Origin of the sequence: Bradyrhizobium sp. LTSP857, assembly GCF_000938285.1 — a bacterium.
Classification (GTDB): domain Bacteria; phylum Pseudomonadota; class Alphaproteobacteria; order Rhizobiales; family Xanthobacteraceae; genus Bradyrhizobium.
On sequence record NZ_JYMS01000050.1, the window covers coordinates 156240 to 168809 of the forward strand.

At 64.1% G+C, this 12570-nt stretch carries 12 protein-coding genes; 10 read left to right on the plus strand and 2 right to left on the minus strand.

The window, feature by feature from the left end; genetic code table 11:
• Positions 1–30 precede the first annotated feature (30 nt).
• On the minus strand, positions 31–948 hold the full coding sequence (locus UP06_RS38805; RefSeq protein WP_045008994.1) for a LysR family transcriptional regulator: 918 nt from the start codon (positions 946–948) through the stop codon (positions 31–33).
• Between the two features lie 120 nt (positions 949–1068).
• Between UP06_RS38805 and UP06_RS38810 the strand changes: the two genes are divergently transcribed.
• From UP06_RS38810 to UP06_RS38835, 6 genes are all read left to right on the plus strand, one after another.
• Complete coding sequence (locus tag UP06_RS38810) at positions 1069–1884, plus strand: putative hydro-lyase (protein WP_045008995.1); 816 nt, start codon at positions 1069–1071, stop codon at positions 1882–1884.
• A gap of 91 nt (positions 1885–1975) precedes the next feature.
• Positions 1976–3220, plus strand: a complete 1245-nt coding sequence (locus UP06_RS38815) for an ABC transporter substrate-binding protein (protein WP_045008996.1) — start codon at positions 1976–1978, stop codon at positions 3218–3220.
• Between the two features lie 32 nt (positions 3221–3252).
• Positions 3253–4131 carry a branched-chain amino acid ABC transporter permease gene (locus tag UP06_RS38820; RefSeq protein WP_045008997.1) on the plus strand — a complete coding sequence of 293 codons (879 nt, stop codon included), beginning with the start codon at positions 3253–3255 and terminating at the stop codon, positions 4129–4131.
• 1 nt (position 4132) lies between these two features.
• Positions 4133–5110 (plus strand): branched-chain amino acid ABC transporter permease, encoded by a 978-nt coding sequence (locus UP06_RS38825; RefSeq protein WP_045008998.1) that lies wholly within the window; start codon positions 4133–4135, stop codon positions 5108–5110.
• Positions 5107–5838 (plus strand): ABC transporter ATP-binding protein, encoded by a 732-nt coding sequence (locus UP06_RS38830; RefSeq protein ID WP_045008999.1) that lies wholly within the window; start codon positions 5107–5109, stop codon positions 5836–5838. Before UP06_RS38825 ends, UP06_RS38830 begins: the two co-directional genes overlap by 4 nt.
• Positions 5822–6526, plus strand: coding sequence for an ABC transporter ATP-binding protein (locus tag UP06_RS38835; protein WP_045009000.1), 705 nt, complete (start codon positions 5822–5824; stop codon positions 6524–6526). Before UP06_RS38830 ends, UP06_RS38835 begins: the two co-directional genes overlap by 17 nt.
• Before the next feature lie 181 nt (positions 6527–6707).
• Here the strand turns inward: UP06_RS38835 and otnC are convergent, their stop codons facing one another.
• On the minus strand, positions 6708–7382 hold the full coding sequence (otnC, locus tag UP06_RS38840) for a 3-oxo-tetronate 4-phosphate decarboxylase (protein ID WP_045009001.1): 675 nt from the start codon (positions 7380–7382) through the stop codon (positions 6708–6710).
• An 18-nt stretch (positions 7383–7400) separates the two neighbouring features.
• On the opposite strand from otnC, the gene ltnD reads away from it, so the two are divergent.
• The 4 genes from ltnD to UP06_RS38860 all read left to right on the plus strand — a co-directional run bounded on the left by ltnD (position 7401) and on the right by UP06_RS38860 (position 12330).
• Complete coding sequence (gene ltnD, locus UP06_RS38845) at positions 7401–8405, plus strand: L-threonate dehydrogenase (protein ID WP_502691645.1); 1005 nt, start codon at positions 7401–7403, stop codon at positions 8403–8405.
• Between the two features lie 12 nt (positions 8406–8417).
• Positions 8418–9200, plus strand: a complete 783-nt coding sequence (gene otnI, locus UP06_RS38850) for a 2-oxo-tetronate isomerase (protein WP_045009003.1) — start codon at positions 8418–8420, stop codon at positions 9198–9200.
• Complete coding sequence (gene otnK / locus UP06_RS38855) at positions 9197–10474, plus strand: 3-oxo-tetronate kinase (protein ID WP_045009004.1); 1278 nt, start codon at positions 9197–9199, stop codon at positions 10472–10474. Before otnI ends, otnK begins: the two co-directional genes overlap by 4 nt.
• 164 nt (positions 10475–10638) lie before the next feature.
• On the plus strand, positions 10639–12330 hold the full coding sequence (locus tag UP06_RS38860) for a methyl-accepting chemotaxis protein (RefSeq protein ID WP_045009005.1): 1692 nt from the start codon (positions 10639–10641) through the stop codon (positions 12328–12330).
• The last annotated feature ends 240 nt before the right edge of the window (positions 12331–12570 follow it).

Sequence of the window (12570 nt, forward strand, 5' to 3'; positions counted from 1 at the left end):
GGTCGTTCTCTCGATTGTCCGGCGCCTGTTTCAATGACGCGCCAGCGCCGGCGCGTCAACCGCGAGGCTGCTCTGCGCAATCTGACATGCAAGCTCGGCGACGCGCTCCACTGCAACGACGTCGGGCGAGGCGAGCCAGCTCGCGGTGAATGTCAGCGGCGCGATTTCCAGATCGGTGTCGAGCAGTTGTAGCCGCCCATCGGCGAGCTCGTTCTCGACGATCGCATCGGGGATCACGGCGATGCCGAGCCCCTCGACCGCCATGTGGATGACGGTCGCGAGCGACGCGGACGCGTGCAGCCGGATCGGCGGGAGCTCCGGCCGGTCGAACACCTCGCGCACGACCTCGTAGGGCCTGGTCTTGCGCGGGAAGGTAATGATCGGAAACCGGGCCAGCTCCGCCCGCGTTACCGGGCCGTGGCCGAGCCCGAGCGAGGGGCTTGCGAGAAAGCCGATCGGATAATCGGCGAGCACGCGGTTGTGTACGCCGGAGGCCGACAGCGGTCCAACGACGAAGGCCAACTCGATCTCCTGCGCGAGCAGGCGCGCGGTGAGGTTCGGCGTGATGTCGACTTCGATCTCCAGCGACAGGTTCGGATAGACCTCGTTCATGCTCTTCACGAGACGCGGCAGCCAGGTGTGCACGATGGTCTCGGCGACGCCGAGCCGCATCACCCCGCGCATGGCTGAGCGATCGCCGACCTCGGCCATCATCTGAGCGCGCAGGCCGATCAGCTTCTCCGCGTAGACCATCATCTGCCGGCCGCTCGGGGTCGGCGAGGCGACGCGATGATCCCGATTCAGGAGCTTCACGCCCATCTCGCGTTCAAGCTGGGCGATGCGCTGGGAGATCGCCGGCTGGGTCGTATTGAGCCGTGCTGCGGCGCCGCGAAAGCTGCCGAGCTTCACAACCCAGAGGAACGTCTCGATCGATCTAAAGTCTAACATTGGAAGGATTTTCCCGATCGATAAATTAAATTTATCAATCTTGATTAGAAAGGAAGATTAGACTTTATAGCACGCTTGGTGTTGGCTTGTCTTTGTCGAGTTTATAGGCAGGTCGATCACATGACTGTTTTGGTGGCAGCGCAGCAAACTGAAGCACCCGACGCCCTCCCGAGCCGCCAGGCGCGGCTCGCCTTCCGTGGCGGCCAGGTTGGTTCCACCGCGGGTGTCGCCCCCGGCTTCGTCCAGGGCAATCTGGCGATCCTGCCTGCGGAATACGCCAGCGCCTTTCACCGCTTCTGCCAGCTCAATCCGAAACCGTGCCCGATCATCGGCATGTCCGACGTCGGCAGCCCGCACATCCCCGCGCTCGGCGCCGATCTCGACATCCGCACCGACGTGCCGCGCTATCGCGTCTGGCGCGACGGCGAAGTCGTGGACGAGCCGACCGACGTGACCAAGCATTGGCGCGATGATCTCGTGACCTTCGTGCTCGGCTGCTCGTTCTCGTTCGAAGAGGCGCTGCTCGACGAGGGCATGCCGATCCGTCACATCGAGCAGAACGTGCGGGTGCCGATGTACCGCACCAACATTGCTTGCGGCGAGGCCGGCCCGTTCGCCGGCCCTATGGTGGTGTCGATGCGTCCGTTCAAGCCGGCCGATGCGATCCGCGCGGTGCAGATCACCTCGCGCTATCCCGCCGTGCACGGCGCACCCGTGCATCTCGGTCACCCGCACCTGATCGGCATCAAGGACATCGCCAAGCCCGACTATGGTGATCCCGTACCGGTCGCCGAGGACGAGATTCCGGTGTTCTGGGCCTGCGGCGTCACGCCGCAATCGGTCATCAACGCCGCCAAGCTACCGTTCGCGATCACGCATTCGCCCGGCCTGATGCTCGTGACGGATCTGAAGAACAGGACCATGGCCGTGATTTAGTGGGCAGCATTTGCTGCTTCTTCAGGCTTTACGCTATCCACCAATCGCTTCATTCGATACGCACAAAATTCAGTAACAGGGGACTTTGCCCATGACGATCACTCGCCGCGACGTTCTGCTCGGAGCCACCGCCACCGCCGCGCTGATGCCGCTAGCCGCGCGCGCGCAGACTAGCGAAGTGGTGATCGGTGCCACCTATCCATTGTCGGGCTCCGGCGCCCAGGTGGGTGTCGATGCGCAACGGGCGTTCGAGACCGCGATCGATATCATCAATAACGATCAAGACTTCGACCTTCCGCTTGCAAAGGGCTTAGGCTTGCCCGGCCTCGGCGGTGCCAAGATCCGTATCGTCTATGCCGACACCCAGGGTGACCCGCAAAAGGGGCGTGCCGAAGCCGAGCGCCTGATCACGCAGGAAAAGGTCTGCGCCATCCTCGGTTCCTATCAAAGCGCGGTCGCAGTCACGATCAGCCAGATCTGCGAACGTTACCAGACTCCGTTCCTGTCGGCGGACAACTCCTCGCCGAGCCTGCATCGCCGCGGTCTGAAGTATTATTTCCGCGCCTCGCCGCATGACGAGATGTTCTCGGCCGGGATGTTCGATTTCCTCGATGCGATGAAGAAGAAGGGCGCCAAGGCCGACACGCTGGCGCTGTTCCACGAAGATACGATCTTCGGCACCGACTCCGCCAACGCGCAGACCAAGCTCGCGGCCGAGCGCGGCTACAAGATCGTTTCCGACATCAAGTACCGGGCCAATTCGCCGTCGCTTTCGGCCGAGGTGCAGCAGCTCAAGGCAGCCAATGCCGACGTGCTGATGCCCTCGAGCTACACCACCGACGGCATCCTGCTGATCAAGACCATGGCCGAGCTCGGCTACAAGCCGAACGCGATCGTGGCACAGGCCGCAGGCTTCTCCGAGAAGGCGCTTTACGACGCGGTCGGCGACAAGCTCGAGGGCGCGATCACCCGCGGCAGCTTCTCGCTCGATCTCGCCGCCAAGCGGCCGATGGTCGGCAAGATCAACGACCTGTTCAAGGCGAAGTCCGGCAAGGACCTCAACGACAACACCTCGCGGCAATTCATGGCGATGATCGTGATTGCAGACGCCATCAACCGCGCCAAGTCGACCGACGGCGAGAAGATCCGCGACGCGATGGCGGCAACCGATATCCCGGGCGAGCAGACCATCATGCCGTGGAAGCGCGTCAAGTTCGACGACATGGGCCAGAACAACGACGCCGATCCGGTGCTGCTGCAATATGTCGGCGGCAAGTTCGTCACCATCTTCCCGACGCAGGCGGCGGTTGCCGATGCGATCTGGCCGATGAAGTAAGCGATCAGGTTGCGGGCGGGGGACGAAGCAACGTGACAGCCGAGACCATTATCCAAAGCCTGGCGAGCGGCCTCCTGATGGGGCTGCTCTACGGACTGATCGCCGTCGGCCTGGCGTTGATCTTCGGCCTGATGGACGTCGTCAATTTCGCCCATGGCGAATTCCTGATGCTCGCGATGTATGTGACGTTCTTCCTGTTCACGTTCTTCGCGATCGATCCGCTGCTCGCCGCGCCCTTGGCCGCCGCGGCTTTGTTCGTGCTGGGGGCAGTGGTCTATCTCGTGGTCGTAAGGTTTGCGATGCGTGCCAAGGCCAATGTCGGCATGGTGCAGATCTTCGCGACCTTTGGCCTCGCGATCGTGATGCGCGGCCTGGCGCAGCTGTTCTTCACGGCCGATTATCGCAGCGTCCCCCAGTCATGGCTCGGCGGCAAGACGGTATCGATCGCCGGGATCTTCCTGCCCCAGCCGCAGCTCTTCGGCGCGCTGGTCGCGATCGCCGCGTTCGGCGGGCTCTACCTCTTCATCAATCGCACCGATTTCGGCCGCGCCCTGGAGGCGACCCGTGAGGATCCCGGTGCGGTGGCCCTCGTCGGCATCGACAAGAACCGCGTGTTCGCGCTCGGCTGGGGCCTTGGCGGCGCGCTGGTCGGGCTTGCCGGCGCTATCATGGCGAGCTTCTTCTACATCTATCCCGACGTCGGCGCATCCTTTGCACTGATCGCCTATGTCACGGTGGCGCTTGGCGGCTTCGGCAGCGTGTTCGGCGCCTTCGCCGGCGGTATCATCGTCGGTCTCGTCGAGGCCACCACCGCGCTCGTACTGCCGCCATCATTGAAGTCGGTCGGCATCTATGCCGTCTATCTCCTCGTGGTTTTCATCCGGCCACGCGGCCTGTTCGGATCGATGTGAGATGGACAAGAGCTTCACAGAGCGGCGCCGCCGCGAACTCCTCGTTGCAGCTTGCCTCGCGGTCGCCGCGGCGATCGTGCCGTTGTTCGTCAAGAATCCGAACGTCCAGAACATCATGATTTTGACGCTGATGTTCGGGGCGCTGTCGCAGAGCTGGAACATCCTTTCGGGCTATTGCGGGCAGATATCGCTCGGGCATGCCCTCTATTTCGGCCTGGGCGCCTATACCACCACGCTCTTGTTCACGAAGTTCGGCGTGCCGCCCTGGTTCGGTATGCTCGCCGGCGGCGTCATCTCCGCCGTGATCGCGATGGCGCTCGGCTATCCCTGCTTCCGCCTTGGTGGCCACTACTTTGCGATCGCCACCATCGTGATCGCCGAGATCGGCTTGCTGCTGATCCAGAACTGGGACTGGGCGGGTGCAGCCCTCGGCATCGAGATGCCCGTGCGCGGCGACAGCTGGCTGAAATTCCAGTTCGCCCGCAGCAAGCTGCCGTACTTCTATTTCGCGCTGGCGCTCGCCTGCATCGCCTGGATCGTCACCTGGTGGCTGGAAGATTCGAAATGGGGCTACTGGTGGCGCGCGGTGAAGGACAATCCCGATGCAGCCCAGAGCCTCGGCGTGGTCGTGTTCGATTCCAAGATGGGTGCTGCGGCTGTCTCTGCCTTCCTGGTCGCGGTCGGCGGTAGCTTCTATGCCATGTATGTTTCTTATATCGATCCCGGAAGCGTGATGGGCTTCCAGTTCTCGCTGCTGATGGCGTTGCCGGCGGTGCTGGGTGGCATCGGCACGCTGTGGGGGCCGCTGCTCGGCGCGGTAATCCTGATTCCGCTCACCGAACTGACGCGGTCCTATATCGGCGGCTCCGGCCGCGGCGTCGATCTCATCGTCTATGGCACGCTGATCGTCGTGATTGCGCTGGCGCGACCGGAAGGTCTGATCGGGCTATTCTCGCGCCGCAAGGAGACTGCGCGATGACGGCTCTCCTGGAAACCCGCGGCGTCTGGCAACGCTTTGGCGGCCTCGTCGCCAATAGCGATGTCTCGATCTCGGTCGGCCGCGGCGAGATCGTCGGCCTGATCGGTCCGAACGGGGCCGGCAAGTCGACGCTGTTCAATCTCATCGCGGGCGTCTTGCCGCCGACGCAAGGCTCGATCTGGTTCGACGGTGTGGATGTCACGGCAATGCCGGCGGCGGAACGCTGCCAGCGGGGTGTCGGGCGCACCTTCCAGGTGGTCAAGAGTTTTGAGACCATGAGCGTCATCGACAACGTTATCGTCGGTGCGCTGGTGCGCAACACGGTGATGCGCGAGGCACGCCGGAAAGCGCATGAGGTGCTGGAGTTCACCGGTCTGGCCGCCCGCGCCGACGTGCTCGCGAGCGACCTCGTGCCGGCCGAGAAGCGCCGCCTCGAAGTTGCGCGTGCGCTCGCGACCGAACCGAAACTATTGCTGCTCGACGAAGTCCTCACCGGCCTGACGCCGACCGAGGCGCAGACCGGCGTCGCGTTGGTGCGCAAGGTGCGTGATACCGGCGTCACCGTGCTGATGGTCGAGCATGTCATGGAGATCGTGATGCCGCTGGTCGACCGCGCCATCGTGCTCGACCTCGGCAAGGTGCTGGTCGAGGGCAAGCCCAACGACGTCGTCCGCGATCCCAAGGTGATCAGCGCATATCTGGGAGATCGTCATGCTGTCGGTGCATGAAGTCACGACCGCCTATCAGGGGCTGGTCGCGATCTCCGCGGTCAGCATCGAAGTTGCCAAGGGCGAGATCGTCTGCGTTGCGGGCGCCAACGGCGCGGGCAAGTCGACGCTGCTCAAATCCATCGCCGGCGCCGAGCGGCCGCGCTCGGGCACCGTGACGTTCGACGGCAAGCGCCTCGACGGCATGGCGCAGCATCACATCACGGCCACCGGTATCGCTTATGTGCCGGAGAATCGCCGCCTGTTTCCGCGCTTGTCCGTGCGCGACAATCTACGCCTCGGCAGCTATCTGTATCGCAGTGAAGCCAACCGCGAAGAGCCGCTCGATCTCGTCTTCACGTTGTTCCCGCGCCTGTCCGAGCGCCTGGAGCAGCGCGCCGAGACGCTCTCCGGCGGCGAGCAGCAGATGCTCGCAATCGGCCGCGCGCTGATGACGCGCCCGCGACTGTTGATGCTGGATGAGCCGTCGCAGGGCATCATGCCAAAGCTGGTCGACGAGATCTTCCAGGCGGTGAATCGTATCCGCGACGCCGGCATGACCGTGTTGATCGTCGAGCAGCGCATGGCCGAATGCCTGGAGATCGCCGACCGCGCCTACATCCTGCAAACCGGCCGCGTGCTGATGCAGGGCCCGGCTGCGGAGATCAGGGGCAATCCGGACGTGCGCAAGGCGTATCTCGGGCTGTAGCTGCCATGCAGTCGGTGTCATCGCCCGCCTTGTGCGCGCTTGCGCACTGGGGCGGGCGATCCAGTATTCCAGAGACGGAAGTGGGATACGGAGAGGCCGCGGCGTACTGGATTCCCCGCTTTCGCGGGGAATGACGGCGGTGAGTGAAGCAGCGCTGTCGCATCCTTCACGAGGCGGCGCCTTAATGCTCGTGTCCATGCTCTGGCAACGCCACCCCGAACACCTTCACCAGATCCGTCACCTGCTCCGGCGACAGGTACCGCGGGTTCATCCCACGCAGCAGCAGATACAGCTTCGCCGTCTCCTCCAGCTCCTCCGTCGCGAACACGGCGGCCTCCAGCGTGTCACCGGCAACCACCGGGCCGTGATTGGCGAGCAGCACCGATGAATATTTCCCCGCTAGCCCCTTGATGGCATCCGCGACCGCCAGATCACCGGGGCGGTAATACGGCACGAGCGCGGTAGCGCCGCATTTCATCAGATAATAGGCCGTCATCGGCGGCAGCACGGCGTGCGGGTCGATCTCGGGCAGCATCGAGAGCGCGACTGAATGGGTGGAGTGCAGATGCACGATCGCGCGCGCACTGCCGCGCGTGTCATAGAGCGCGGTGTGCAGCGGAACTTCCTTGGTGGGGGCATCGCCAGACACCAACCGGCCCTGCTGATCGAGCCGCGACAGCCGCGCGGGATCAAGGAAGCCGAGCGAGGCGTTGGTCGGCGTCACCAGCCAGCCACCGTCGGCGAGCTTGACGCTGATATTGCCGGAGGAGCCCGGCGTCAGCCCGCGCTCGAACAGGGACCGCCCGAAGCGGCAGATATCCTCACGCAGCCTTGTTTCATTGCTCATGGCCGTCATGTCCGCTTGTCTCACGCTTTGGCAGCGCGGCCAAGCCGTGTTATTCGAGATGACGAGCCGCCGCAAAGGCTGGCCGTCCGGGAAACGTTTGCAAGGGTAAGCCGCATGTCCGCCTCCACGTCACAAAATCAGCGCATCGCCGTCATCGGGCTCGGCTCGATGGGCTTTGGCATGGCGACTTCGCTGAAGCGTGCAGGCCATGCCGTCACCGGCTGCGACGTCTCGACTGACGCAGTGGCGCGCTTTGTGACCGATGGCGGCGCGGGCGCCAAGACGCCTGCCGAAGGCGCCAAGGACGCCGATATCGTCGTCAGCGTCGTCGTCAATGCTGCGCAGACCGAAACCATCCTGTTCGGCAAGGACGGCGCGGCCGAGACCATGCCGAAGGACAGCGTGTTCGTGTCGTCCGCCACCATGGATCCCGATGTGGCGCGACGTCTCGCCAAGCAATTGGAGGCGACCGGCCGGCATTACCTCGACGCGCCGATCTCCGGCGGCGCGCAACGCGCGGCGCAAGGCGAATTGACGATCCTCGCCTCCGGCAGTCGCGCCGCGTTCGCAAAGGCGCGGCCCGCACTCGATGCGATGGCCGCGAAACTCTACGAGCTCGGCGATGCTGCGGGGCAGGGTGCCGCGTTCAAGATGATCAACCAGCTGCTGGCCGGCGTGCACATCGCCGCCGCATCGGAAGCAATTGCGTTTGCCGCCAAGCAGGGCCTCGACATCCGCAAGGTCTATGAGGTGATCACGGCGTCTGCCGGCAATTCCTGGATGTTCGAGAATCGCATGCCGCATGTGCTCGACGGCGATTACACTCCGCGCAGCGCCGTCGAGATTTTCGTCAAGGACCTCGGCATTATTCAGGATATGGCGCGCAGTGCCAGATTTCCGGTGCCCGTTTCCGCCGCAGCGCTCCAGATGTTCCTGATGACATCAGCTGCCGGCATGGGACGCGACGACGATGCGTCGGTGGCGCGGATGTATGCGCAGGTCACAGGTGTCAAGCTTCCCGGCGACAAGTAGAAGAGGATTCCCATGCCCCGTTTTGCCGCCAATCTCTCGATGATGTTCACCGAGGTGCCGTTCCTCGATCGCTTCGATGCTGCCGCGCAAGCGGGCTTTACCGCGGTCGAGTTTCTCTTTCCTTACGAGCACCCGGCCGAAGCGGTCGGCGAGCGGCTCAAGCGCAACGGCCTGACGCAGGCGCTGTTCAATTTGCCGCCGGGCGACTGGAATGCCGGCGAGAAGGGTTTCGCGGCGCTGCCGGCGCGCTTCGCCGATCTCAAGGCGAGCCTGGAGACGGCGCTGCCTTACGCCAAAGCCACCGGCGTCAAGCGTCTGCACCTGATGGCGGGCATTGCGAACCGCGGCGAGCGCGTCGCGATCGAGGCCTTCTATAAGTCGGTGGCGTGGGCCGCGGAATTCTTCGCGCCGCACGGCATCGACATCGTGCTGGAGCCGATCAATGCGCGCAACGTGCCCGGCTACTTCCTCAACGATTTCGGCTTCGCGCGCGACCTGATCCAGGAGTTGAGGCTTCCGAACCTGAAGCTTCAGTTCGACATCTATCACTGCCAGATTATCCATGGCGACGTCACCATGCGGCTGCGCGAGATGATGCCGATCGTCGGCCACATCCAGATCGCCAGCATTCCCTCGCGCAACGAGCCCGACGGCGAGGAACTCAACTATCCGTTCCTGTTCGCCGAGCTCGACCGGCTCGGCTATCCCGGCTTCGTCGGCTGCGAATACAACCCGCGCGGCAAGACCGCCGATGGTCTTGCCTGGTTCAAGCCCTATGCGGGAGTGAAGCCGTGACACTTGCGTTGGGCTGCATCGCCGACGACTATACCGGCGCCTCCGATCTCGCCAACACACTGACGCGCGCGGGCCTGCGCACGGTGCAGACCATCGGCGTGCCCGCCGACGATCTCGCGCTGCCCGAGGTCGATGCTGTCGTGGTGTCGCTGAAGAGCCGCTCGATCGAGGCGGGCCTTGCCGTATCGCGCTCGCGCGCGGCGGAGAAATGGCTGCGTGCACGCGGTGCGAGCCACGTGATGTTCAAGATCTGCTCGACCTTTGATTCCACCGATGCCGGCAATATCGGCCCGGTGATGGACGCGCTCCGCGCCGATTGCGGCGAAGGCGTCGTGCTGGTGACGCCGGCCTTTCCTGAGACCGGCCGCACCGTCTACCAGGGCAATCTGTTCGTCGGCGCTGTGCCGCTGAACGAGAGCCCGCTGAAGGACCATCCGCTCAATCCGATGCACGATTCCAACCTGGTGCGCGTGCTGGCGCACCAGAGCAAGACACAAATCGGCCTCGTCGACCTCGCGACCGTCGCGCGCGGCGCGGATGCCGTGCGAGCCCGACTTGTTGAATTATCGGGCAAGGGCATTGGAGCAGCGATCATCGACGCCGTGTTTGACCGCGACCTCGAGACGATCGGCCTCGTCGCCGCCGAGCATCGGCTGTCGGTCGGTGCCTCCGGCATCGGCCTTGGGCTGGCGCGCGCGCTGGTGTCGACTGGCAAGGTCAAGTCGGCCGCCGCAAGCAATGAGCCGGGAGCTGCGGTCGGCGGGCCGGCGGCGTGCCTCGCCGGAAGCTGCTCGCAGGCGACGCTCAAGCAGATTGCCAACGCTGAGCGTGTCATGCCGGTGTTTCATCTCGACCCGGACCGTATTCTTACGGGAGCAAATGAAGCGCAGCGCGCGCTGGACTGGGCGAGGCCGCGGTTGGCCGAAGGTCCGGTGCTGATCGCGTCGAGCGCGACACCGGATCAGGTCGCCGCGCTACAGGCACGTCACGGCCGCGACGCGGCTGGGCACGCGATCGAGCAGACGATGGCCGACATTGCCGAAAACCTTGTGAAATCAGGCGTGCGGCGATTGGTCGTCGCCGGCGGCGAGACCTCCGGCGCCGTGGTCGATCGGTTGAGGATTCCCGGATTTCTCGTAGGAGTAGAGATCGCTGCAGGTGTCCCGGTGCTGCGCGCGGTGGGCGCTGAGGCAGGCGACATGTTGCTTGCGCTGAAGTCCGGTAACTTCGGTGGGCCTGAGTTTTTCTCGGACGCGATTGGGCTCATGCGCTGAGCGCGGGGCATTCTTAGCCCCTCCTTCACTTCTTTAGGGTTCCGTACTCGTACGGAGTCGTAGTTAACAACTGCTCAGTCGCTTTGTTGTTGGATATCGGCGCCGCGCCTTTTGGTTGATCCGATTTCAGGACGCGCCACCGCGCTAACGCAAAGAGACCTATTATGCTCGCCACCATCTCCATCCGCGCCAAGATCATCAGTGTCGTGGCGTTCCTCCTGGTTGCGATGACTGGCATGGGCCTTCTCGCCGTCATGAAAATGCGGTCGATGAATGCCAACACCACCGAGATCACCACCAGCTGGCTGCCCAGCGTGCGGGTGCTCGGCGAGATCCGGGCGAGCGTCATGACGTATCGCAACGTGGTCCGCCAGCACATGTTGGCCGAGACCCTGGAAGACAAGCTCGCAAACGAGAAGACCGCCAGCACCGTGATGGAGGCGCTCGGCAAGGCCCGCAAGAGCTACGAGCCGATGATCACCTCTCCGGCGGAGCGGGCGCTGTACAACGAATGGGCCAGGCTGTGGGACCAGTATAAGCAGGGCACGGAAGAGGTCTTTGCGCTGTCGCGCAAGGAGGCCGGCAAGGTCCCGCACGATGCTCAGGAGCTGAACAGCAAGACGGTCAACAAGATCGGCCTTGCGTCGGATGAGGTTCTGACCAAGGACATAGATTTCAACACCAAGGGCGGCGACCAGGCTGCCCAGGACGCCGCCGATAGCTACTTCTACGCCTTCATGCTGGTCGCGATCATCCTTGGCGCGGCCGTTGTGGTCGGCATCGGCGTGAGCTTCTACCTCGTCCACGACGTCTCCAGCGGCATCAACTCCATCATCCAGCCGATGCAGGCGCTGGGCAAGGGTGACCTGAGCGCCGAAGTCCCGCATCGCGGCGAGAAGACCGAGATCGGTTCGATGGCCGATGTGCTCCAGATCTTCAAGGAAGCGCTGATTGCCAAGAAGGCCGCCGACGAGGCCGCCGCGGCCGATGCCGAGGCCAAGATCGAGCGCGGCCGCCGCGTCGATAACGTCACCCGCGAATTCGAAACCATGATCGGCGAGATCGTCCAGACCGTGTCGTCGGCCTCGACTCAGCTCGAAGCCTCGGCCTCGACGCTGACCTCGACCGCCGACCGTTCGCAGCGGTTGGCGACCACGGTTGCCGCGGCCTCGGAAGAAGCCTCGACCAACGTGCAGTCGGTGGCCTCAGCCACCGAAGAGATGGCTTCCTCGGTCGGCGAGATCAGCCGTCAGGTGCAGGAATCGGCGCGGATGGCGGGCGATGCCGTCGGCCAGGCCCGTGCCACCACCGAGCGGGTCAGCGAGCTCTCCAAGGCGGCGTCCCGCATCGGCGACGTCGTCGAGCTGATCAACACCATCGCCGGCCAGACCAATCTGCTGGCGCTCAATGCCACCATCGAGGCGGCACGTGCCGGTGAAGCCGGCCGCGGTTTTGCGGTGGTCGCCTCCGAAGTGAAGGCGCTCGCCGAGCAGACCGCCAAGGCGACCGGCGAGATCGGCCAGCAGATCTCCGGCATCCAGGCGGCGACCAACGACTCGGTCGGCGCGATCAAGGAGATCTCCTCGACCATCGAGCGTCTGTCGGAAATCTCCTCGGCCATCGCGGCCGCGGTGGAAGAACAGGGCGCAGCGACCCAGGAAATCGCCCGCAACGTGCAACAGGCTGCCCAGGGCACCCAGCAGGTGTCCTCCAACATCACCGACGTGCAGCGCGGCGCGACCGAGACCGGCACCGCCTCCTCGCAGGTGCTCTCGGCGGCGCAGATGCTGTCCAACGACAGCTCGCGACTCAAGACCGAGGTCAGCAAATTCCTGACCAACGTCCGCGCGGCCTAAGCCGGGAAATCATGGCAGTGCTGAAAGCGGCGCCTCCGGGCGCTGCTTTTTTACGTGGATGAAAGCTGTTTCTGTCATCTTCCCGACGCAGGCTGCATATCTGGAATGCGATTTCGCTGTGCGATAGCAGGGAAGTGACCACGCGTGACACGCCGTCGTTGGCCATTTGGGCGGGGTTCGGGTAAATCAGCCGAGGAACCCGCGGGGGCGTGTTCCCTGTCCCCTGATTTGGAATTGCTT

Coding starts and splice junctions, on each gene's coding strand:
- UP06_RS38805 (WP_045008994.1), bottom strand. CDS start 948: ATGTTAGACTTTAGATCGATCGAGACGTTCCTCTGGGTTGTGAAGCTC.
- UP06_RS38810 (WP_045008995.1), top strand. CDS start 1,069: ATGACTGTTTTGGTGGCAGCGCAGCAAACTGAAGCACCCGACGCCCTC.
- UP06_RS38815 (WP_045008996.1), top strand. CDS start 1,976: ATGACGATCACTCGCCGCGACGTTCTGCTCGGAGCCACCGCCACCGCC.
- UP06_RS38825 (WP_045008998.1), top strand. CDS start 4,133: ATGGACAAGAGCTTCACAGAGCGGCGCCGCCGCGAACTCCTCGTTGCA.
- UP06_RS38830 (WP_045008999.1), top strand. CDS start 5,107: ATGACGGCTCTCCTGGAAACCCGCGGCGTCTGGCAACGCTTTGGCGGC.
- UP06_RS38835 (WP_045009000.1), top strand. CDS start 5,822: ATGCTGTCGGTGCATGAAGTCACGACCGCCTATCAGGGGCTGGTCGCG.
- otnC (WP_045009001.1), bottom strand. CDS start 7,382: ATGACGGCCATGAGCAATGAAACAAGGCTGCGTGAGGATATCTGCCGC.
- otnI (WP_045009003.1), top strand. CDS start 8,418: ATGCCCCGTTTTGCCGCCAATCTCTCGATGATGTTCACCGAGGTGCCG.
- UP06_RS38860 (WP_045009005.1), top strand. CDS start 10,639: ATGCTCGCCACCATCTCCATCCGCGCCAAGATCATCAGTGTCGTGGCG.